Annotated in this window: 18 protein-coding genes; 5 read left to right on the forward strand and 13 right to left on the reverse strand. The window is 63.1% G+C overall.

The features are described 5' to 3' along the window. Nucleotide 1 precedes the first annotated feature (1 nt). The 3 genes from SVXhr_RS06925 (at nt 2) to SVXhr_RS06935 (ending at nt 3,179) form a co-directional block, all read left to right on the forward strand. Nucleotides 2–244 (forward strand): hypothetical protein, encoded by a 243-nt coding sequence (locus SVXhr_RS06925; protein WP_275740696.1) that lies wholly within the window; start codon nt 2–4, stop codon nt 242–244. Nucleotides 245–480: 236 nt separating this feature from the next. Further along, nucleotides 481–1,713 (forward strand): FG-GAP repeat protein, encoded by a 1,233-nt coding sequence (locus tag SVXhr_RS06930; protein ID WP_275740886.1) that lies wholly within the window; start codon nt 481–483, stop codon nt 1,711–1,713. A 347-nt stretch (nt 1,714–2,060) separates the two neighbouring features. Beyond that, the gene (locus SVXhr_RS06935) at nt 2,061–3,179 is read left to right on the forward strand and encodes a TIGR04053 family radical SAM/SPASM domain-containing protein (RefSeq protein WP_275740698.1); all 1,119 of its coding nucleotides are present in this window, start codon (nt 2,061–2,063) and stop codon (nt 3,177–3,179) included. Nucleotides 3,180–3,454: 275 nt separating this feature from the next. Here the strand turns inward: SVXhr_RS06935 and SVXhr_RS06940 are convergent, their stop codons facing one another. Genes SVXhr_RS06940 through SVXhr_RS06950 form a run of 3 tightly spaced genes read right to left on the reverse strand, consistent with a single transcriptional unit; the run spans nt 3,455 to nt 4,806 of the window. Beyond that, nucleotides 3,455–3,688: a DUF2249 domain-containing protein gene (locus tag SVXhr_RS06940; protein ID WP_275740700.1), complete on the reverse strand. Its 234-nt coding sequence runs from the start codon at nt 3,686–3,688 to the stop codon at nt 3,455–3,457. Between the two features lie 59 nt (nt 3,689–3,747). Continuing rightward, nucleotides 3,748–4,524, reverse strand: a complete 777-nt coding sequence (locus SVXhr_RS06945) for an MOSC N-terminal beta barrel domain-containing protein (protein WP_275740702.1) — start codon at nt 4,522–4,524, stop codon at nt 3,748–3,750. A 48-nt stretch (nt 4,525–4,572) separates the two neighbouring features. Next, a complete protein-coding gene (locus tag SVXhr_RS06950) occupies nt 4,573–4,806 on the reverse strand; it encodes a DUF2249 domain-containing protein (protein ID WP_275740703.1) in 234 nt (77 codons plus the stop codon). A 193-nt stretch (nt 4,807–4,999) separates the two neighbouring features. On the opposite strand from SVXhr_RS06950, the gene nirK reads away from it, so the two are divergent. Next, entirely contained in the window at nt 5,000–6,088 is a 1,089-nt protein-coding gene (nirK, locus tag SVXhr_RS06955; RefSeq protein WP_275740704.1) for a copper-containing nitrite reductase, read from the forward strand. Between the two features lie 45 nt (nt 6,089–6,133). On the opposite strand, the gene SVXhr_RS06960 is transcribed toward nirK, so the two are convergent. The 10 genes from SVXhr_RS06960 to SVXhr_RS07005 all read right to left on the reverse strand — a co-directional run bounded on the left by SVXhr_RS06960 (nt 6,134) and on the right by SVXhr_RS07005 (nt 17,789). Beyond that, nucleotides 6,134–7,975 carry a molybdopterin biosynthesis protein gene (locus SVXhr_RS06960; RefSeq protein ID WP_275740707.1) on the reverse strand — a complete coding sequence of 614 codons (1,842 nt, stop codon included), beginning with the start codon at nt 7,973–7,975 and terminating at the stop codon, nt 6,134–6,136. After that, on the reverse strand, nt 7,972–9,174 hold the full coding sequence (locus tag SVXhr_RS06965; protein WP_275740709.1) for a molybdopterin molybdotransferase MoeA: 1,203 nt from the start codon (nt 9,172–9,174) through the stop codon (nt 7,972–7,974). Before SVXhr_RS06965 ends, SVXhr_RS06960 begins: the two co-directional genes overlap by 4 nt. A gap of 96 nt (nt 9,175–9,270) precedes the next feature. Next, complete coding sequence (locus tag SVXhr_RS06970; RefSeq protein WP_275740711.1) at nt 9,271–9,924, reverse strand: molybdenum cofactor guanylyltransferase; 654 nt, start codon at nt 9,922–9,924, stop codon at nt 9,271–9,273. After that, nucleotides 9,921–10,739 carry a molybdopterin synthase gene (locus SVXhr_RS06975; RefSeq protein ID WP_275740713.1) on the reverse strand — a complete coding sequence of 273 codons (819 nt, stop codon included), beginning with the start codon at nt 10,737–10,739 and terminating at the stop codon, nt 9,921–9,923. Before SVXhr_RS06975 ends, SVXhr_RS06970 begins: the two co-directional genes overlap by 4 nt. Nucleotides 10,740–10,805: 66 nt before the next feature. Next, on the reverse strand, nt 10,806–11,309 hold the full coding sequence (locus tag SVXhr_RS06980) for a MogA/MoaB family molybdenum cofactor biosynthesis protein (protein WP_275740715.1): 504 nt from the start codon (nt 11,307–11,309) through the stop codon (nt 10,806–10,808). A 103-nt stretch (nt 11,310–11,412) separates the two neighbouring features. Beyond that, complete coding sequence (locus SVXhr_RS06985; protein WP_275740717.1) at nt 11,413–11,682, reverse strand: hypothetical protein; 270 nt, start codon at nt 11,680–11,682, stop codon at nt 11,413–11,415. 270 nt (nt 11,683–11,952) lie between these two features. After that, nucleotides 11,953–13,713: a cbb3-type cytochrome c oxidase subunit I gene (locus tag SVXhr_RS06990; protein ID WP_275740719.1), complete on the reverse strand. Its 1,761-nt coding sequence runs from the start codon at nt 13,711–13,713 to the stop codon at nt 11,953–11,955. 106 nt (nt 13,714–13,819) lie between these two features. Next, on the reverse strand, nt 13,820–16,639 hold the full coding sequence (locus SVXhr_RS06995) for an HAD-IC family P-type ATPase (RefSeq protein ID WP_275740721.1): 2,820 nt from the start codon (nt 16,637–16,639) through the stop codon (nt 13,820–13,822). A 425-nt stretch (nt 16,640–17,064) separates the two neighbouring features. Then, the gene (locus SVXhr_RS07000) at nt 17,065–17,337 is read right to left on the reverse strand and encodes a DUF6684 family protein (protein WP_275740723.1); all 273 of its coding nucleotides are present in this window, start codon (nt 17,335–17,337) and stop codon (nt 17,065–17,067) included. Nucleotides 17,338–17,399: 62 nt separating this feature from the next. Next, nucleotides 17,400–17,789: a cox cluster protein gene (locus tag SVXhr_RS07005; protein WP_275740725.1), complete on the reverse strand. Its 390-nt coding sequence runs from the start codon at nt 17,787–17,789 to the stop codon at nt 17,400–17,402. 221 nt (nt 17,790–18,010) lie between these two features. Here SVXhr_RS07005 and SVXhr_RS07010 point away from each other — a divergent pair, with 221 nt between their 5' ends. After that, nucleotides 18,011–20,572 (forward strand): hypothetical protein, encoded by a 2,562-nt coding sequence (locus tag SVXhr_RS07010; protein ID WP_275740727.1) that lies wholly within the window; start codon nt 18,011–18,013, stop codon nt 20,570–20,572. The last annotated feature ends 62 nt before the right edge of the window (nt 20,573–20,634 follow it).

Here is a 20,634-nt window from a genome sequence, read left to right on the forward strand (position 1 = left end):
AATGACCACAGACACGATCGCAATGGCGGTTAGACAAACGATCGCGGATCTCACGGCCGACCAGGCGGAGAGTCCGGTCGAACTGCTGTTCGTCGGTGAGCACTCGGTCTGGCTTGTCGTCGCCCCCGATCGGATCGAAAGCGAGGAGGCCATCATCGACGTGTTCCGGGAAATTGAATCTATTCCGGGCGTCAAAACCCTCTACGTCGAACGAGACGACACAACCCGGGCAGCGCTTCCCTGAATCATATCGAACAGCGAAAACACCGTTGTCTTGTTGCAATACACTTCCTAACGGAAAATTAAAAACAATAGGTATTTGTATTTGATCTTTTATTAGCGGCTATGGAACAGCGACGACGACGACATGTCCTTGAACGTCTCGGTGTCCTTGGGATTACGGCTCTCGCGGGTTGTAATACCCTCTCTAGCGATACAACGAATACAGAGACGGACACTCGTTCAGACCACAATTCGAGTATCACTTCACAGCACACTGAAGGACGGTCTCCCACCGCGCCACCCACACCGCCGTCCACTCAAACCACGAAACTATCGGCTGGTGATGGCGACGCAGACGACTCCTTGGGCCAATCAGTGGCGGTGTCGGGAGACGGGTCAACAGTTGTCGTTGGGACCAACGCTGATGAAGATCCAAACGGGAGAGGTTCGGGGTCGGCATACGTGTATTCGAACGCTGGCGGGTCCTGGATCCAGGAAACAAAACTCGCCCCTACTGATGGCGATTTGGAGGACTGGTTCGGCATGTCAGTGACAATATCAGGTGACGGGTCGATAGCCATCATCGGGGCTCCTGGTGACGAGGATCCGAACGGCCCGACGGCGGGTTCGGCATACGTGTTTGCAAAGGCGGGTGAAGATTGGACCCGCGAAACGAAGCTCGCAGCCAGCGATGGCGATGCAGGGGATCGATTCGGCAGGTCGGTGGCGATATCCGGAGACGGATCGACGGCGATCATCGGGGCCTCCTGGGATGCGGATCCGAACGGGACCTCCGCAGGCGCAGCGTACGTATTTTCACAATCGAGTGGATCATGGTCGCAAGAAGCGAAACTGTCCGCCGACGATGGCGAACCAAAAGACGGGCTTGGGAATCCAGTGGCCACCTCACGTGATGGATCGGTCGCGATTGCCGGAACCTCCGGTGGAACCTCGGCGTACCTGTTTTCGAAAACAGGGGGATCCTGGACGCAAGAAGCCAAATTGGCCATTGACGATGGCAATGTCACAGGCGGGTTCGGCTGGTCAGTGACGGTAGCAGGTGACGGATCAACCGCCATCGTCGGGGTCCCTTTCGAGGAGGATATGCTCAATGATTCGGGGTCGGCATACGTCTTTTCGAAGACAGGCGGGTCCTGGACACAAGAAGCAAAGCTAGTGCCCTCCGATCGCGGTGCTGGTGACTTCTTTGGCAGGTCTGTCGCTATATCCGATAACAGCGCAATTGCGACCGTCAGTGCGACCACCGCCACGAAATCGGGCACATTCTCAAGCGGTTCGGCATACGTGTTTACTAAGGCTGATGGGGACTGGACCCAGGAAGCGAAACTGGCAGCCGACGATAGCGATACGGGAGACCAGCTCGGCTTCTCGATGGCACTGTCAGGTGACGGATCGACGGCCGTCGCTGGGGCACCTGGTGATGATGATCCCAACGGTGAGGATGCAGGGTCAGCCTACATATTCGAGTAACCAGTTTCACGGAGACCTCAAGTCGGTACCAAACGGCGACAGTGTGAACGGTGATCTCTACGTCAGTCGATCGCTGTAGCCCGGATTGTTCGCTCCTATCAATCGAGAAGCGTCGCATTCGGGGACGCCATTCCTGTTTTCTGATAGCATTCAATCCATCGTAACTCGTGAGTGAGTTGTGCTAATGGAGGTGGAAGGTGCTGCCCTCCAAACGGAGGAGTACCGTATTGAACATATTCGGGAAGGTTGCCACTATCCCTGAGTGAAACATATCGGTATGGCCAATACTGGTGACTGCTTCACCCGTGATTCCGCCGAGCCGTCTCTGCCCGTGGGAGGGGGCTGACGTGCGACCGACCGATATCGATCCGAGCGAGCGCCCGATCGTCCTCATCTGGGAGCTCACCCAGGCGTGTGATCTCGCCTGCAAACACTGCCGTGCCGAGGCCGAAGACCGCCGTCACCCCGACGAACTCACGACAGCGGAAGGAAAGCAGTTGCTCGCCGACGCGTCGGAATTCGGCGACGACCAACTTGTCGTCCTCTCCGGTGGGGACCCGCTCTACCGGGACGACGTCACCGAACTCGTCGAGTACGGAACTGACCAGGGACTCCGGATGACGCTGACGCCGAGTGGGACGGCCTCGCTGACGCCTGAACGCATCGACGCGCTGGCGGATGCCGGTCTCCGGCGGATGGCAGTCAGCCTGGACGGCCCGGATGCCGAATCACACGACGAGTTCCGCCAGGAAGCGGGGAGTTTCGAGCAGACGATCGCCGCTGCACGGACCGCTCGCGAGAAGGGGCTGCCGTTGCAGGTCAACACGACGGTCTGTGCGGAGACTGTCGACGAGCTGCCGGCGATCCGCGACCTGGTAGCTGATCTGGGCGCGGTGCTATGGTCGGTGTTCTTCCTCGTGCCGATCGGCCGCGGGACGGTACTCGATCCGATCTCGCCAGAGCGTGCCGAAGACGTGATGGAGTGGCTCGCTGGTGTCCAGCGAGACGCTGACTTCGGCATCAAGACGACCGAAGCGCCGCACTACCGACGAGTTGCGCTCCAACGACGGCAAGATAGAGCAGGTGGTCACCCGCCCATGGGGCAGCAGCGTCACTCATCAAGCGGGGATCGGTCGACGGGAATCACCGCCGGCAACGGCTTCGCGTTCGTCAGTCACACCGGCGAGGTGTTCCCGTCAGGCTTCCTCCCGCAGTCAGCCGGCAACGTCCGCGAGACGAGTGTCGTCGACATCTACCGCAACGGGGACCTCTTCGAGCGACTCCGGGATCCTGATGAACTCTCCGGGAAGTGTGGGGCCTGTGAGTTCCGATTCGTCTGTGGTGGCAGTCGCTCGCGAGCGTTCGCGACTACGGGCGATCCAATGGCGAGCGATCCACTCTGTGCGTACGTTCCCGAGGGCTACGACGGTGCGCTCCCCGATGGAGCTCCGGAAACCGCGGACTGAGGAACAGCGACGACATTGTTGTGTGCCCGCTTAAAACTGCCCCGTGGTACGTCGGTAGTGTTCAGATAAGCACCGAGCAAAGAGTTTGTTTCTCCTGCTTTTCAGCCGGATCCTGGCGGAATGAAAGGGCGAGCCAGTTTCGGGAACCCCGACGAAGCAAGCACTGCAGGCCGCAAAGCGGCCGAAGCGCACAGCGAGTCGCGGGACTGGAACTGGTGAGGGCTTTCAGAGTCGTCTCATTCCGGTCAATTCCTTATTTGAACACTACCGGTACGTCACTTCTTCGGCAACTTCGCGACGAATTTGCCCTCGCCCTGACACGCTACCTCGTAGTTGTCCGCGTCGAAGGCGTCGACTTCGGCCTGGAATTCATAAAACAGCGGTTTCGGTTCGTGGTCGTTGATGATTTCGAGGGACTCGCCACCCTCTAGGTCCTCGAATGCGTCGTGAATCTTCGGATGGCGCTCCGGCGGCGGCACGTCCCTGAGATCTAGCGTGGTTGCTGGCATACAGGCGTCTTCTGGGATGTGGCCGTGAAGCGATTCCCCCGAACATATTCCGCCGGTCGTCATCCGAGGACCTTGACCGGGTCGCCGACCGCGATCTCCGATTCCCTGTCGGACTTGGGAATCGACGCGATGAGCATCAGCGTGTAGTAGTGATCGAACGCGTCTTCGTCGGCCCAGTCGGGGAAGGTCTGCTCGCGCATTTCGACGAACCGTTCGCGGAACGCGGGCGTCGGCTCCCCGGTGTCGGGATCGCGTTCGGGAACGACACATCTCCCGCACGGCGTCACACCGTCGAACCGGACGTCGGCAGCCTCGAAAATGGGGGCCTCATCGCCGACAAAGCGGTCCTCCCAGAACGCGGGCACGCCGGAAACTTCGACGTTGGCCCGGAGTCTGCGGCGCACACTCTCGACTGTCAACTCGTCGAACCACGACGCGACTGCCTCTAGGGTCGCCGTGGAGACGACCGACGGCCCCATGTCCCGGCGGTCGACGAATCCCAGGGACTCGTCCCGGCGTAGCGTCAGGTCGGCCTCGAAAAACTCGCCGAACCACGACTCCGCCTGCCGACGATCATCCTCCACGTCGAGGTCGAACTCTCGTTGGTCGCCGGCAGGGGTTTCGACCGTCAATACACCGGTCGCCGTCTCGAAATCGGTCGTCAACTCGTGGATTCGATCGGTCCGCTTGCCGTTGAAGACCTCGCCGTCGGCGTCAAACAGTGCATACTCCCGGTCGTGCTCGAGCGTCCCTCCTTCGAGAACGTGAGCGGTTTCGACGTCGATCCCGTCGAGTCCCTTGACCGGGAATACGCGGAGTCGCTCGATCCGTGCCATCGCTTTTTTCTTGGAACGATCCGGGGAAAATCTTGGCGTCCTCGACGTTCAGGCGTGCCGGATCTCGACGTGGTACTCCTGTGGACCGACTTGCTCGGTCTCATGGGTGAACCCGCGGGCTTGAAGAACGTCGTACAGCGGCTCGGGCTCAAAGCTATTGATCAACAGGAACGATCCATCTTCTGAGAGCGTTGCCAGGCCGTCCATGATTGCCTCGAAAGGTTCGCCGTCGATCTCTCGGGCGTCGAGCGTTGCCTCGTGAGCGTCGGCGTGTTGCTCCATGGGGTTCCTTGTGGATTCCCCGGTATTCGCGTTCTCCCGAACTTGTTCGTCTCGCCACTCGGTCTGCGCTGGACCTATCGAGTGGTGCTACCTGTCCAGGTCTCGCGCTAGTATTCGACGCCGCACCATCCGAACATGTTCTGCTCAACTCCTTTCGATGTCCGTCGACGACGTTCGATAGAGGCACAGACTGATGTCATCTATCCCGGTCGCCACACGACGGCGCGTTCTCCAGGCCCTCGGAGTCGGCGGCGCCGCGGCCCTCGCCGGCTGTGGTGCGTCGAGCGACACCGACGACCAGCCTGCCGAGAATACGTCACCCACCGAACCACGCATGAACGATCCCCAGACGACAGACGTCGACCGTATCGCCGCCGATCCGACCGACGTCCCTGATCCGATCGATCGATCCTCGCCGACGACAGTCAACGTCGAACTCGAAACGCGCGAACTCGTCGCCGAAGTCGAGCCGGGCGTCACTTACACGTACATGACCTTCGACAACCAGGTTCCGGGGCCACTGATCCGAGTCCGCAAAGGTGACACGGTGAATATGACGGTCACCAGCCACGAGGACAACACGATGCCCCACAACATCGACCTCCACGCGGTCAGGGGGCCAGGTGGCGGGGCCGAGGCGTCGATGGTCGCCCCCGGCGAAACCGAGACGTTCCAGTTCAAGGCGACCTACCCCGGCGCATTCATCTATCACTGTGCCGTTCCGAACCTGGACTATCACATCGCCTCGGGGATGTACGGTCTCATTCTCGTCGAACCCGAGGACGGGCTTCCCGAGGTCGATCACGAACTCTACTTCGGCCAGAACGAACTCTATACCACAGGCGACGTCTCCCAGGATGGCCACCACGACTTCGACATGGATGCGATGACGGCCGAAGAGCCGACGTACGTGCTCATGAACGGTGAGAGCCGCGCTATCACGGAGAATCGGTATGGCCCGGTAACCGTCGACGTCGGCGACACCGCCCGCGTGTACTTCGTCAACGGCGGTCCGAACCTCACGTCGAGTTTCCACCCGATCGGGTGTGTCTGGGACGAAGTCCATCCCCAGGGTGGGATCGGGGGCCAGCCCCATCGAAACATTCAGACGACGCCCGTCATGCCCGGCTCGGCGACCATCGCGACGATGCACTTCGAGGTCCCCGGTCCGGTGAAACTCGTCGATCACGCCCTCTCGCGGGTCGCCCGGAAAGGGCTCCTGGCCGTCGTCGAAGCCGAGGGCGACGCCCGTCCTGATCTCTTCGATCCCGATCCGGACTGACGCTCGCCCCGGCGGGTCGGTCCCGTTCCGTCCCGTTCGGCCGATTCACTCACTCGCCAGACGGTCGCGCAATGTCCGGACACCGGGTTTCTCCAGTCGGTCTGACGCCGCAACGATCTCGACGCGCTCTGTTCCGAGTGACACGAACGTCACGTCCAGGTCCGCAGCGGTTTCCGCCAGTGTGACCCCAACGTCGGCGTCCCCGGCAACCACCCGCCGCGCGGGGCTCTCGAACGATCGCGTCTCGATCGTCCGGAGCGAACGCTGGAGCGTGGCTTGCGCCTCATCACGAGAATTCGCGAGTTCGCCGATCGCCGCGTCGAAACTCCCAGCGAGTCCCCACTGGGAATCGACCGTCGCCACGAGGAGATCGCCGTCGATCAGGTCATCGAGACCGGTCACGTCGTCCGGATTGCCGGTGGGAACGGCCAGCCCCCACTCGCGCTCCCAGGAATCAAGGACCTCGCTGTCTGCCGGGGCTTCGATGGGACCGGCGATCACGGCCACATCCGTGACGCCGTCTTCGAGCAGGCGGACGCCGGTCCGCGATCCCTCAGCGAGATACCGAGGTCGGTCGAGTTGGTCCAGCAGATCCCACAGGTGTGGGTCGCCTTCGCCGGCCCCGAGCAACGACGGGATGGCGGCGGCAGCCGAGAACAGTTCGACGGTGACGGACTCGTCCGGATCGAGGTACGCAGTTTGGGCGTCGACGTCGACCACGCCGTCGGCGTCGACCAGTGTCGTGGTCGCGCCGCTGCCCTTGTCGACGGGATACGCGAGCGTCCGTCCGTCCCCATCTTCGACGAGTGCGACCGAGAGAAAGCGCCGTCGTCCTTCCTCGAAGCGTGCGCGAGTTGCCATGTCGGCCTCGACGGTCGCCGTCCGGCGATCAGGGAGTCCGGCGGCCGCGCGGATCGCCGGCGCGACGAACACCCGGAATATCGTGAGCGCGGACACCGGATATCCGGGAAGCCCGATGTACGCCGCGTCCTCAAACTCCCCGACGATCGTGGGCTTCCCCGGTTTGACTGCTGTACCGTGAAGCAGCAACTCCCCACGCTGCTCGATCACCCGATAGATGACGTCCATCGTACTCGCGCTCGTCGATCCCGAGGAGAGCACGAGGTCACACTCGTTTGCCGCCTGGGTGAGTGTATCCGCGATCGACCCCTCGTCGTCGCCGACGTGTGGGTACACCCGAGCAATGCCGCCCGCTTCTTCGACTGCTGCGGCGATCGTGTAGCTGTTGACGTCGTGGATCTGTCCGGCGGCACTGTCGAGAGTATCGTCGGGACGGACCAGTTCGTCACCGGTCGAGATAATGCCGACCGTCGGCGGTTCTCGAACCGTAACTGCGTCACAACCGATCGCCGACAACAGCCCGATCTCACGGGGCGTCAGTCGCGTTCCCGGACCGAGGACGCGCCGGCCGGCCGCCACGTCGGCCCCCGCCGGCATGACGTTCTCGCCGGGCGTCACTGCGTCCCGGATAGCCACGTTGTCCCCACGCTCGCTCGTCGCCTCGACCACGACGACCGCGTCCGCGCCCGGCGGCAGAACCGCACCGGTCGAGATCTCGACCGCCTCGCCCGCCTCGATCGATTTTGTCGGGTTCTCCCCCGCATGGAGCGTCCCAACTGTCTCAAGATCGACGGGGGACGCCTCGCCCGCGTCGACGGTGTCACCGGCTTTGACCGCGTAGCCGTCCATCGCTGCACGGTCGAAGCCTGGCACGTCAATTTCGGCCGTGATCCGCTCGGCGAGCACTCGCCCACGGGCATTTTCAAGGCTGGCTCGTTCCGTCCCGGCTTCGAGTTCGAGACCGGTGATCGTCGCGGCTAATTCCTCCCCCGAGGCCAGATCACGGAATTCCCGTCGATCAGTCACGGCGACCACTCCCAGTCCTCGACGCTGACCGTCGCTCCGGCCTCGATTCCCTCCTGTGATTCCGGGACGACGACCCACCCATCCGCCGCCGAGACGCTCGACAGGACGCCCGCCCCACCGGATCGGATTGGTTCGACACCCTCGGCGACGTGGCGAACGCGAACGTAGCTGCGGACGCCCGGTTCGCTGGCGATCTTGCGTGTCAGTTCGCCCGCTGTGGTCGGCGGGTCGGCCGGCTCCCGATTCCCGGCCCACGCGACGGCTGGATACAGCAACTGGACGGCGTTGACGAGCGCGGAGACCGGATAACCGGGCAGCATGAGCACCGGCGTCTCCTCGACGCTGCCAAAGCCGACCGGATGGCCGGGTTTGTGCGCGACGCCGTGGACTGCCACGTCTCCGAGCTCCGCGAGGACCTCCGGCAGGAGATCACGTTCGCCGACCGAGGAGCCGCCGGTGGTGACGATCACGTCGGCGTCGAGGTCGCGCTCGATCGCGTCGGCGAGGACTTGCTGATCGTCGGTGACGATATCTCGGTACCGCGGATCGCCGCCCCACCGTTCGACCAACCGTGTGACGACGAGCCCGTTGGTCTCGACGATCTCGCCCGGGCCGGGATCGGATTCGACCACTTCTTCCCCCGTCGGAATGACGGCGATCTCGGGACGCTCGTAGACCGGTACCGTCCCGATCCCCGTTGCTTTGAGGACGCCTAGATCCGACGGTCGAAGGCGGTCACCGGGCTCGAACAGCGTCGTGTCGGCGGCGACGTCCTCGCCGGTCGGGGCGACGTTTTCCCCTGGTGTGACAGCCGTCTCGATAGCGAGGCCGTCAGTCCGTTCGGTGACGTCCTCGACGCGGACGACGGCGTCGGCAGTGTCGGGCATCTCGCTGCCAGTGTGGACCCGGACGGCCTGTCCGGGCCCCATGCTCTCGGCCGCTTCGAGTCGCGCCGGAGCGCGTTCGCTCGCCCCGACCGTCTCCTCGGCGGTGACGGCGAACCCGTCCATCGCCGCCCGGTCGTAGTGTGGGACCGGCCGCTTCGGCGTGATTTCCGCCGCGATCACACGCCCGCCAGCCGCTTCGGTCGGCATTCTCTCGGTACGGTCGACCGGCTCGACGAGTGATCGCAACTGTTCCCGGGCCGCGTCGACTGACGCCTGCCGTTTGAACCCCGCCTCGTGTCGGTCACCGCTCACCCGGATCCCTCCCGGACGTATCGGTCATGTGTGATAGTGAGGTGCCGCCGGGTAAGAAGGCTCGGCTGATGGGGCACCTTGGCCGTGTGACCGCCTCTAGTTTGGATGCTGCTCCCCGGTGGAGCCCCCGTCGTTGATCGCCTGGAGGTCTCCCACTGTGTTGACGTTCGTGAGCGAGCGTTCCAGCGTCGAGGGGCCGGTATCGATACTGACGTCCTCGACGGTCGATAGGTCACCGAGCAGCGCGTGGAGCCCTGCGGACGCGGGGAGGTCTTGGCCGGCTTCGAGAATCGCGGTCCGGCGATAGCGTCCGTGCAAGGGTTCGCGACCGCCGGCGGTCCGGGGAACGAGTGCGTCCGCCGCCGAGTCGTCTTCCAGGAACCATCGCACTGCCGCGACGTCGAGCAGCGGCATGTCACAGCCAGTCACGAACAGCCACTCGGCGTCCGCCTGTCTTGCGGCTCCCATGACGCCCCCGAGCGGCCCGTCGAACCGCTCGTCGTCGACCGCAAAAGAGAGGTTCTCCGTCGGATATCCGTCGCCACCGAGCCGATCGGCGATCGATTCGCCCTGTTCGCGATCAGGGACGACCACCAGCGCTGAAGCGTCCGTCGCTGCTGAGACGGTCTGGAGTACCCGTCCAAGGATGGGTTCGCCGCCGACGGTCGCGAACGCCTTGTCCCCGTCCGCAAAGCGCGAACTCTCCCCGCCAGCGAGGACGACGCCACGGATTGAACGGTCGTCGGTCATCGCTCGTGGGCCCAGAACTCCTCGGAGACGGTGACTTCCTTCTTGAACAGCGGGACTTCGTCCTTGACCCGGTCGATCCCGTCCTCGACTGTTCTGAATGCCTCTTTGCGATGCCCGGCGAGCACGACCACGTAGACGACATCCTCGCCCGCTTCGACGACTCCCGTGCGATGATGGAGGCGGACGTCAAAGACGCCATCTCGGTCGCACAGTTCCTCACGGATCGTCGCCAGCTGCTCCGTTGCGACCTCGTCGTAGCGCTCGAATTCGAGGTATTCGGTCGGGTCGTCGTCCGGGCTATCCTTCCGGCGGACCCGACCGGTAAACGTCGCGATCGCACCGGCCCGGTCGGCGTCGGCGGAACGTTTGACGTCGGCAACCAGCGACGGAAGCGTCTCGTATGGTTCGACGGACTCGATCGCGTTGACCGCATCATCGACGTCGATGTCCGCGACACTTTCGGCGGCAAGGACCGCCGTAGCGTCATCCTCGCCCAGCACGATCTGCGGAAGGTCCATCTCGGCATATCCTTCGACGACGGCGTAGTCACAGTCCGTCGAGAGCTCCTCGAGGGCGTCATGGAGCGTGGTTGACTCACCGGTCCCAAACCACGATCCGTCGGCGATCCCGTAGGTTCGCTCGGCACCGGCCGCCCGGTGGCGGGCAGTGTCTTTCCCCTCGGTATCAATGGTCGGCTCGCAATCGACGTGCTTGACCGTTCCGACGGTCCCGCGCTCGCTCAATCGTTCGACGAGCGCTTCGACGAGCGTCGTCTTGCCTGCGTTCGACGGGCCGGTGACCCCGATGAGCTGCATGAACACACTTGCGGATAGGGGCGCTTGTAGGTGTCGTCTACGACACTCGCTACAGCCGGCGTCGACTTAGCTCTCATGGGCCAGGAGCCCAACGAGGTGGCCCAGTACTGGCATGACGAGTTCGGCTGTCCCGAAGTCCGCCGCGGACTCGCTGCCGGGGAGACAGAAGACCGGAACGTCGTCGACAATTCCTGCGGTGGCCCGAGTCAACATCGCGTGTGGTCCTGCCTGTTCGACCGATCGTGCCCTGAAGCGTTCGCCGAATCCCGGAAGTTCCCGGTCGAACAGCGGTGTAAGTGCTTCGATGGTCACGTCGTCGGGAGTGACGCCGGTGCCGCCGGTGGTAATGATCACGTCTACGTCTTCACGGCCGGCGAAGGTTCCCACGCGCTCGCGAATGGCGTCGACGTCGTCGGCAACCAGATCACGCGTGCTGACGGTGTGGCCCGCGTCTTCGAGCGCCGTGATGATCGCATCTCCGCTGTCGTCAGCGTCGAGAGAACGACTCGACGAGATTGTCAGAACTGCGGCGGTGACGTCACTTCTATCGTGCCCGTGGTGCCCGCTCATGGTGGCTGGTTCGGATCGCAGGCCGCTTGAAGGGACCGGTCGCGGTGGTCGGACGATGATTTCGACAGCGCTCTGGACTCTCTTGGCCGCTATGCGGTGATCACTACTTGCCAGGATCGCGGGTGTCGAACCGGTCGGCAACATACGAGACGGCGACCAACAGCACGCCAAGGCCGAGGCCGATGGTGACCATGCCATAGATAGCCATCCCCAGGGCTGTCGGCGGGAGCGCGATGACGCCGAACAGCTCCGGCTCGACGACGTCCGGCCGCGCCGCGCCCAGGATCGCCCCCATCACCCCGGCAATCACGGTGATAATCAGGTACACCCCGACGACCACGCGACGGCCACGGATCGGACTGGAAGTCGACACACCCCCCGATATGTGCCGGAGGCGATTAGGCTTTTCACTCCCGGCGGGTATCAGGGAGTATGTCCGAAAAAGAACTCATGCTCGTGGCGCTCGTCGCGATCGCGGTGATGATGGGGGTCGCCGCGTTCATGCTCGTGCTTGGATAAGCCAGTCCTGTGACGCTCCTGCATCGAGTGGATCCTGCGTCGCTTCTATTGGCCGGTGAAAACTCGGACGGGGAAGAGAAACCGCGATTTCAGATCGTGTGCGCCGCCTTTCAGACCGCAGCCGTCACTCGTTTGTCTCACGCTCGCCGCCGTCGGCCCACAGATCCGCGTCCGCTTGCGTATCGTCTTCGGCGATTCGAGCCTCGTTCCAGGCGAACTCACGGGTGAACAGCCCCTCGTCTTTGAGGTCCCACGGGTCGCCGTCCGTGAGTTTCGGGCCGTCGAGCCACGACTGGAGGACGTTCCAGACGAAGATGAGTTGGCCCACTAGCAGGATCAGAGCCCCGACGGTGGCCGCCTGATGGAGGAGCGTAATCACCTCGATCGGGCCGACCGTGATCGCGCCGTAGGTCGCGTACCGCCGTGGCAAGCCGAAGTAGCCCAGCAGGATCATGGCGAAAAAGGTCACGTTCGTGCCGATCATCGACAGCCAGAAGTGCCACTTCCCCAGTGTCCGCTGGTACATCCGGCCCGTAAAGATGGGGAACCAGTAATAGATGCCCGCGAACACCGCAAACGCGATCGCGCCCATGATGATGTAATGGAAGTGGCCGACGACGTAGTAGGTGTCAGTCAGGATCAGGTCGATCGGGATCGACGCGAGGAACACGCCGGTCACCCCGCCGATGATGAAGTTCGCCACGAACCCGATACAAAACAGCATCGGGGTCGTCAGCCTGATGCGGCCGTTCCACATCGTCGTGATCCAGTTGAACGTCTTGACGGCACTCGGTACCGCGATCGCTAACGAGACTGCCATGAAACTCGCCCGGAGGCGTGGGTCGATCCCGGTCGCGAACATGTGGTGGGCCCAGACGCCGAAGGAGAGGACGCCGATCGCCAGCGTCGAGTAGACGACGAACTTGAACCCGAACAGTTTCCGCCCGGCAAATCGCGGGAGGATGTAGCTTATCAGTCCCATCGGTGGGAGCACGAGGACGTACACCTCCGGGTGACCGAAGAACCAGAAGAGGTGTTGCCAGAGGATCGGATCGCCCGCGCCGACCGCGAAGAACATCGTCCCGAGGTTTCGATCGAGCAACAGCATGATGAGCGCGCTCCCGAGCAGCGGGAACGCAAAGAGGATGATTCCCGACTGGGTGAGCATCGTCCAGGAGAAGATATCGAGGTTCGCCCAGGAAACGTCGTCACCGCGTTCGGTGAAGATTGTGACGATGAAGTTGATCGCCCCCATCGTCGCCGAAATCCCGGTGAGATGGAGCCCGAGCAACATCATGTCCGTCCCGAGGTGAGCCTGCTCGACCGACAGCGGCGCGTACATCGTCCAGGATGCCTGGGAGGGAGCGATCCCGGGAATCAGAAAGCCACTCCAGATGAGCAACGCGCCCGGCGGTAGCAACCAGAATGCGATCGCGTTGATCCGGGGAAAGGCCATGTCGTCGGCCCCGATCAGGAGTGGGATGAAGTAGTTGCCAAAGGCCGCGATGATCGGCGTCCCGAAGAGAAACAACATGGTGATGCCGTGACTGGTGAGCAACGCGTTGTAGAAGCTCGCACTCACGATGTTCGAGGTCGGCGTGACGAGTTCCAATCGCATCACGACGACGGCCAGCCCGCCGACCGCCAGCGCGATCAGCGCAAACAGGCCATAGAGGAGCCCGATATCCTTGTGATCGACCGTCGTGAGCCACCGGAGCACCCCGGCGGGTTTCTCCCGGTGACCGTAGCCAGTCTCGCTGACGGTTCCGCCACTGCCCGCCGGTGACGCGTAGCTCCGCCAGTCTTCAATGCGCGTGAGAAACGCCGCGACCACGACCAACAACACCCCCATCAAAACCGTCAATGCGAGCTGTTCGCCTGCCATGGCGTACACTCCGGGAGGTTCCCACTAAAAGGGTGCGTTAGAGGCACCATTCGCTCCCGATTCCGTCCGTCGAATCAGGGACGTGACGTCGAAATCGGTACCGCCCTCAGTCGAAGATCAGCGCGTGTAGTTTCGTCCCGAGTTTGGGCGTCCCGAAGTGCCGGCGGAGTTCCCGCTCGATCTGACCGCCGAGCAACGGTAACAGGCTCATCCCGAGGACGACTGCCCAGCCCTCGAGGCCGATCGGTGCGGTACTCAGCGCCAGCGAGATGCCGGGCAGGTAGGTCGCCCCGAGCAGGATCAGCGTCGAGAGCGCGAGCGCGCCCCAGACGTAGATATTCTCGGTGACCTCATTTCGGAGGATCCCCGACGTAAGCTCGCGCATGTTGAAGACGTGCCACAGCTGGGCGAACGCGAGCGTGAGGAAAGAGACGGTGACGGCCGCCTCGCTGCCGAGTCCGCCGGCGTACATCCCGCCGGCGATCGCGAACGCGCCGACGACGGAGACCGAGATGAACAGGCCATAGAGCCCAAGCTCGGTCCAGTTGGTCCGCGTCATGATCGGTTCGTCCGGGTCCCGCGGCGGTCGCTGCATGATATCCTCGCCGCCCTCGCAGGCTCCGAGCGCGAACGCCGGGAAGATGTCGGTCACGACGTTCAAGAACAGAATCTGTAGCGGGAGCAGCGGCAGCGGGAACGCCAACAACGTCGCGAGCAGAATCGTCGTGAGTTCGCTGAGGTTACACGACATGAGATAGAGGACGAACTTCCGGATGTTGCCGAAGATGATCCGGCCTTCCCGGACCGCGTGATAGATGCTCTCGAAGTTGTCGTCGCTAAGGATCATGTCGGCCGCCTCCTGGGCGACCTGCGTGCCGCGTTTCCCCATCGCGACGCCGATGTCGGCCTTCTGTAGGGCCGGGGAGTCGTTGACGCCGTCGCCGGTCATGGCGACGATCGACCCGGCGCGCTGATGGAGGTCGATCAGGTCGAGTTTGTTCTCCGGATTGACCCGGGCGAAGATCGAGGCGTCCTCGAAGCGCTCTTTCTCCGCGTCCGAGAGGCTCTCCGGGTCGTCGAGTTCGCTGCCCTCGACGACTTCGGCATCGTCGGAATCGACGATCCCGACGCTCCGGGCGATGTTTTTCGCCGTCCCGGCGTGGTCGCCGGTTACCATGACGACGCGCATTCCGGCGTCCTTACAGCCCTGGATTGTCGACTTGATCTCCTCGCGTGGCGGATCGATCATCCCGACCAGCCCGATCAACTCGAGGTCGCCGTAGGGATCGTCCTCGGTATCCGTGACCGTTTTCCGCGCGAGTGCGAGGACGCGAAGACCGTCTGCAGCCATGCGGTCGGCCTTTGCGATCCACTCGTCGGTTTCCTCGGGGGAGAGGTCCGCGACACCCTCGTTCGTCACCTTCCGGGTGGCCGACTCGACGACTGACTCCGGTGCACCCTTCACGGCGACCCGGTAGTGGCCGTCCTCCTCGTGGTAGGTCGCGACGGACGGATCGCCCTTTGCGTGGTAGGTCGCCATCATCTTCACCGAGGGATCGAAGGAGACCTCCCGGGCTTCCGGCAGCGAATCGAGCAGGGATTCCCGATCGATGCCGGCTTTCAGCCCCGCGATCAACAGCGCGGCCTCCATCGGGTCGCCGGTCGTCTCAACTCCCTCGTCGGTCCCGGTCACGGAGGCGTTGTTACAGAGGACGCCCACCTCGAGGGCTTCCCGCAACGGCTGGTTCTGTGGCTCGTCGAGTTGGAGTCTTCCGTCGCCGATCGCGTGGTCGGCGTCATCGCTGGCCGAGTCAGCGCGCCGGAACGACCCCTCGGTGTCGAGGCCGGTTCCGGTGACTTCGATCGACCCGGACGCCAGTTCGAACCGGCTGACGGTCATCTCGTTTTCCGTCAGCGTCCCGGTCTTGTCCGTGGCGATAATGTTCGTCGACCCGAGCGTCTCGACGGACGCGAGATCGCTGATGAGGGCGTTGCGCTCGGCCATCCGCCACATCCCGCGGGCGAGCACGAGCGTGGCGACGATCGGCAGCCCCTCGGGGACGGTCGCGATCGCCAGCGCGATCGCCTCCTCGACCATGAGAAGGAGGTCCTGACCGCGGATCCACCCGGAGATCAGCACGATCGTAGCCACAACCAGCAGGAACGGGACGAGTTTGTGTCCCAGACTGTCGAGTTTCCCCTGTAGCGGCGTCTTCTCCTCGGCGGCCTCCTGGAGGGACTGGGAGATCTTCCCGAGTTCGGTGTCCATCCCGGTCGAGACCACGACGGCCTCGACAGAACCACGCGTCACGTACGTCCCCTTGTACAGCATGTTCGAGCGCTCGGCCAGCGGGACGTCCACCTCGAGTGCCTCGCTGGTCTTGCCGACGGGAACGCTCTCGCCGGTGAGGGCCGACTCGTCGGCCTGGAGCCGGGACGGTTCGATCACCCGGAGGTCGGCCGGAACGATGTCGCCGGCCTCAAGTATCACGACGTCCCCCGGGACGAGTTCCTCGGCCGGGATCTCCTGATCCTCCCCGTCGCGGCGGACCCGGGTCTCGATCTGGGTCATCTCCTGGAGGCTCTCCATCGAGTTCCGGGCCCGCATCTCGGTCACGAACCCGACGAGGCCGTTGATGACGAGGACAGCGACCACGGAGATCCCCTCGATGGTTTCGCCGATCGCGAGTGCGCCGATCGCGGCGATCCCCAGCAGGATGATGATGAAGCCGGTGAACTGCTCGACCAGGATCTTCCACCAGGGCTTGCGGTCGGTTTTCCGGAGTTCGTTCCGGCCGTACTGGTCACGTCGGTGCTCGACCTCCCCTCCGCTCAATCCGTCGTCCGTCGAGACGTCGTGATACGTGAGTATGTCGTCGACGGACTGTGTCCACGGGTGGTCTTCGTCGGTTTGGGCGTCAGTCATTGTCTGGCAGTCGTATCCGTACTGGCGTTTGCGTCACATGATCCACGTCTCTCTGTGCGAGTCGGCTCGCCGAATTAGCTGGATGCATGGTAGTACGATATCATATGTTTGCTGCTGTGTGAATGGCCGTTGGTAGTCGCTCCCCTGTTTGACTGTCTTCGTCCTCGGCGTGCCGGTGGTGACACTGTCGGCGTGTGATCCCTCTTATCTGCGGACGGCAGCGTCCCACCACCAGACGGGGTGGCCCTACTCGCGCGGGGACGTAAGCGATGGGCGGGGCGTGCCACCGTCGACACACCATCGCGGGCGACTGACGGACACGTCAGTACCATTTAGTAGCGTGCAACGGAGAATTTGCGCAAACTTCAAATTAAACGTTTTGGTATACCTGCTAAATTAACCGGTATTTCCTCAAGCGGCCCCGATCATTCCCGGGTTTCGGGCACGACGCCCGGCGGTTCTTCGGCTTCGCCATCGGCTTCCGCTCGCGAGACGGCCCGGCCGGCATAATAGGACAGCACCGCCAGCAGCACGATCATCGATCCGACGATCGCAAGCTGAATCCCGGAGGCGACGCTGTTCCACCCGAACGGACTGGCGACGACGAACGCGACAAAAAAGAACGTCAGGATTGCGAGCGGAATCGCATTGACCGTTAGATCGAGCACTGTCTCGCGATCGAGGTCCCCGAGTTGCATACGTGCGCGTTCGCCGACGGAGATAAATAGACTGTTGAAACCGGAAATCGGCGACCGGCCCGTTATTCGAAGAGGGAGCCCGTCAACCCGACGGCAACGAGAATCCCACCCGCTCCAACGACCGACAGCCCACGTCCGACGACGCCGCTTGGCTCCTCGACGAGAGCGACGATTTCGACTGTCGCCGGGTCAACAACGGTCGCGACGATGGCGACACCGAGAACGGAAAACGCCGCACCGAGTCCGGTTAGCGGCCGCCAGAGATCACGGACATACCCTGATTCCCGGAGGATGCCGGCGACGCTCGCACCGAGAAGCAAAAGTCCGCCCACGGCGACCGGATACAGACCGATGAAGATGCCGACTTCCGAGAGTGCGAACCCGAGTGCGACGAACACCGGCCACGGGCTGGCACGCCGGCTCTGGGTCCGCACGTTCGGTTGTTCGCTCATACCGTTGGTTGGGCTGGTGGCGTCAAAGGTCCGTCGGAGGCGACAATGCCGGCCGGAACGCCCACTAGCCGATGGTTGCGGTTCCTGTATCGGACCGACAATGGGCGATGGCACCGACGATCGGCGAACCTATCGAAGGGGGATTGTAATCGCAACTCTGTCATTATCAAGCTCGCGCGCTGGCGCAAAGTATATGGCGCGCATGGGATTTGTTAGGGATAATGACTACACGTGCGATCGAGCGCATCGACCAGTGGGAGACGCGCTCGTTTACTGGGGGATATCGCGGCGTTCACGACCTCGCGGATCGAGAATTCTCGGGTGTCGTGCGCGCAGACATCGCCACGCTGTGTATGCTCAACGGGGCTGTCGTCGGCGTTCTCGACGGGACGATCGAGGACTTCGAAGAAGCCGAAGGAACGGCCTACGTCGCGCCGACGCCCGCGTTGCCCCTGTTGATCGTCATGCAGGAACGCAGCGACGAGGTCCGGGCAAAGTACTACACTGAAGACACGCCGCTTTCGAAGGTCGATCAGACTCTCTCGGACGGGAAGTTCACCGGGTTCGTCGTCCTCTCGGAGAACGTTCTCAGCGGGGACTACTACCTCGTCTACCACGGCGGGCGCTCGATGAGCGTCGCGTTCGTCGGCGAGCGTGGGGAGCTCCTGACTGAACAGGAGGCCTTCGAGCGCGCCGACGGTGAGGTCGGCATCTACGAAGTTCGGCCGGTCGACATCGACGTCATCGACATTCCCGATCCGAAGTCCGGGGTCACGTCCACGCCGTCAGGCGTTGCCGGGACTGGTGGCAACGAAGCTACTGAGACGCCAACCGAGGCTGATTCGACTTCCGCCGGTGGCACGAATTCGGCGGACATCACGGACGATTCGTCGGACGGATCCGATATCGCCGCTGACAGCGGTGAGGAGGGCACACCTCCAGAACCGAGCAGCCAGGAACCCGCCGTCGAAGACGACCCTGATCACGCGGAGACTCCGGATGCTGAGGGCGATGGGTCAGGTGATGCCGATGTGAACGTCGAGGCGACTGACGGTGCCCCGGATGCATCACGGCGATCGGCCGACACCCCGGCTGAGGACACACCCGATCCGGACACACAAGACACTGCCGTCGCCGAACAGCCAAGGACAGATGAGCCCCAGTCGTCGACTTCGAGGTCTGAGCCACAACCGAAAGCGGCAACTGGGCCAGAGCAGGCCACCGAACGGACGCAGACAGAGACGACTCCTGAGGAGACCGCTGGCGAGCGGAATCAGGCCGACACCGCGCCGGCGACGGCAACCGACCAACGACATGGGCCGAGCAGTGACGCAGGCTCGACGACGGCGTCCGGGACGGAGTCACGTTCCTCCCGGGACGAGCGCGTCGAAGAGCGGAGAGAGGCGGTATCGCCAGACCATCCCGGTGCGGGTACGAGCGGGCGGATCCGGGCCGAATCGACTGCGTCCGCCGGGAGCGCGTCGGACCTCGAAATACGGACGATCCCGTCGCTCGATCCCGAGCGGTCCTGGGGTGAAGACGAGAACGGCTCAGGGGCCAGTGGCCCGCCGATACCGCCGGTCGATGCCGGGCAGTCACCGTCCTCCCGCCGGAGTGTCGACGGTCATCAGCAGGATCGGGACGGTTCGAACGGCCGATCGTCGGATGGCCAAACAGAGCAGCCGGCCCAATCGGGGTCGGCTGGACAAGCCGAGCCGAACGACCCGAAGGCGACCGCTGGGGACACCGAAACAGCCCATCAATCGCCCGCGGGGGCCCACCAACAAACCCAACAGACTGACGAGCGATTGCGTGAACTAGAGGAAATCATCGATCAGCGCGAGGCCCGAATCGAAGATCTAGAGGATCGTGTCGAGACGACAGCGGAACAGCGAGACGAACTCAAAGCCGAACGTGACGAGTTACAGGCCGAGCGCGACGAATTGCGTGAGGAACTCTCCGAGGTTCGTTCGGAACTGGCATCACTCAAGGAGGAACGTGATAGCCTCCAGGCCCAACTTGACGGCCTCGATGTGGACGCCGAGGGTGTCCAGCGTCGGATGAGCCGGGGCGAGGCGATCGACGGGACGAACCTGTTCGTCAGATACGGGTCGAAAAGCGAGCCCACGCTTGCGGCGGCCCGAGAGTCCGGCGCGAGCCAATCGGACGTCAGGCAAAACCTCTCGGTCGAATATCACACCCAGTTCGAAGTCGAGGGCACACACGTCGAGGGCGACCCCTTCGAGGCCTTCCTCGAAAGCACGATAGAACACCAGTACGTCTCGTGGGTGGTCCAGAACCTGCTGTTCGAGATCCGTGATACCGGCCATCGCGAGGCGCTGGCGGATCTTTACGACGGGTTGCCACATATCGACCGCGTCGAACTCAACGGCTCCGTCGGCGTCGAATTTACCGAAGACGGACAGACCAAACGCTCCCAGGAGTCGTTTGACGTCGTCTTCCGGGATCGGATGGGGAACCCACTCATCGTCGCCAACATGAACGACTCCCGCCAGGCGGCGACCGAGAGCCAGTTGAACTCCCTGGTCACTGCTGCAACCCGGGTTGGCGAAACCAGTGACTCACTCGCAGGCGCGATGTTCGTCACGTCGAGTTTCTTCGAACCGGCCGCCCTTGAGACGACAGCCGAGGCGACCGGCGGTGGCTTACTCAGTCGCGACAAACGGGAAAGCTTCGTCAAGCTCTCGCGAAAACAGGGGTATCATCTCTGTCTGGTCGAGGCACGTGACGATCAGTTCCACATGGCGGTTCCCGAATTGTAGGTTCCAGCCGATCCAAGATATCAGAAAGTCACGACTGGGGCAGTATCCAACTGCCGGCTTCC

The sequence above is a fragment of the Halorhabdus sp. SVX81 genome (genome assembly GCF_029207715.1).
GTDB lineage: Archaea > Halobacteriota > Halobacteria > Halobacteriales > Haloarculaceae > Halorhabdus.

Coding starts and splice junctions, on each gene's coding strand:
- SVXhr_RS06925 (WP_275740696.1), top strand. CDS start 2: ATGACCACAGACACGATCGCAATGGCGGTTAGACAAACGATCGCGGAT.
- SVXhr_RS06940 (WP_275740700.1), bottom strand. CDS start 3,688: ATGCCAGCAACCACGCTAGATCTCAGGGACGTGCCGCCGCCGGAGCGC.
- SVXhr_RS06945 (WP_275740702.1), bottom strand. CDS start 4,524: ATGGCACGGATCGAGCGACTCCGCGTATTCCCGGTCAAGGGACTCGAC.
- SVXhr_RS06950 (WP_275740703.1), bottom strand. CDS start 4,806: ATGGAGCAACACGCCGACGCTCACGAGGCAACGCTCGACGCCCGAGAG.
- nirK (WP_275740704.1), top strand. CDS start 5,000: ATGTCATCTATCCCGGTCGCCACACGACGGCGCGTTCTCCAGGCCCTC.
- SVXhr_RS06970 (WP_275740711.1), bottom strand. CDS start 9,924: ATGACCGACGACCGTTCAATCCGTGGCGTCGTCCTCGCTGGCGGGGAG.
- SVXhr_RS06975 (WP_275740713.1), bottom strand. CDS start 10,739: ATGCAGCTCATCGGGGTCACCGGCCCGTCGAACGCAGGCAAGACGACG.
- SVXhr_RS06980 (WP_275740715.1), bottom strand. CDS start 11,309: ATGAGCGGGCACCACGGGCACGATAGAAGTGACGTCACCGCCGCAGTT.
- SVXhr_RS06990 (WP_275740719.1), bottom strand. CDS start 13,713: ATGGCAGGCGAACAGCTCGCATTGACGGTTTTGATGGGGGTGTTGTTG.
- SVXhr_RS06995 (WP_275740721.1), bottom strand. CDS start 16,639: ATGACTGACGCCCAAACCGACGAAGACCACCCGTGGACACAGTCCGTC.
- SVXhr_RS07000 (WP_275740723.1), bottom strand. CDS start 17,337: ATGCAACTCGGGGACCTCGATCGCGAGACAGTGCTCGATCTAACGGTC.
- SVXhr_RS07005 (WP_275740725.1), bottom strand. CDS start 17,789: ATGAGCGAACAACCGAACGTGCGGACCCAGAGCCGGCGTGCCAGCCCG.
- SVXhr_RS07010 (WP_275740727.1), top strand. CDS start 18,011: ATGACTACACGTGCGATCGAGCGCATCGACCAGTGGGAGACGCGCTCG.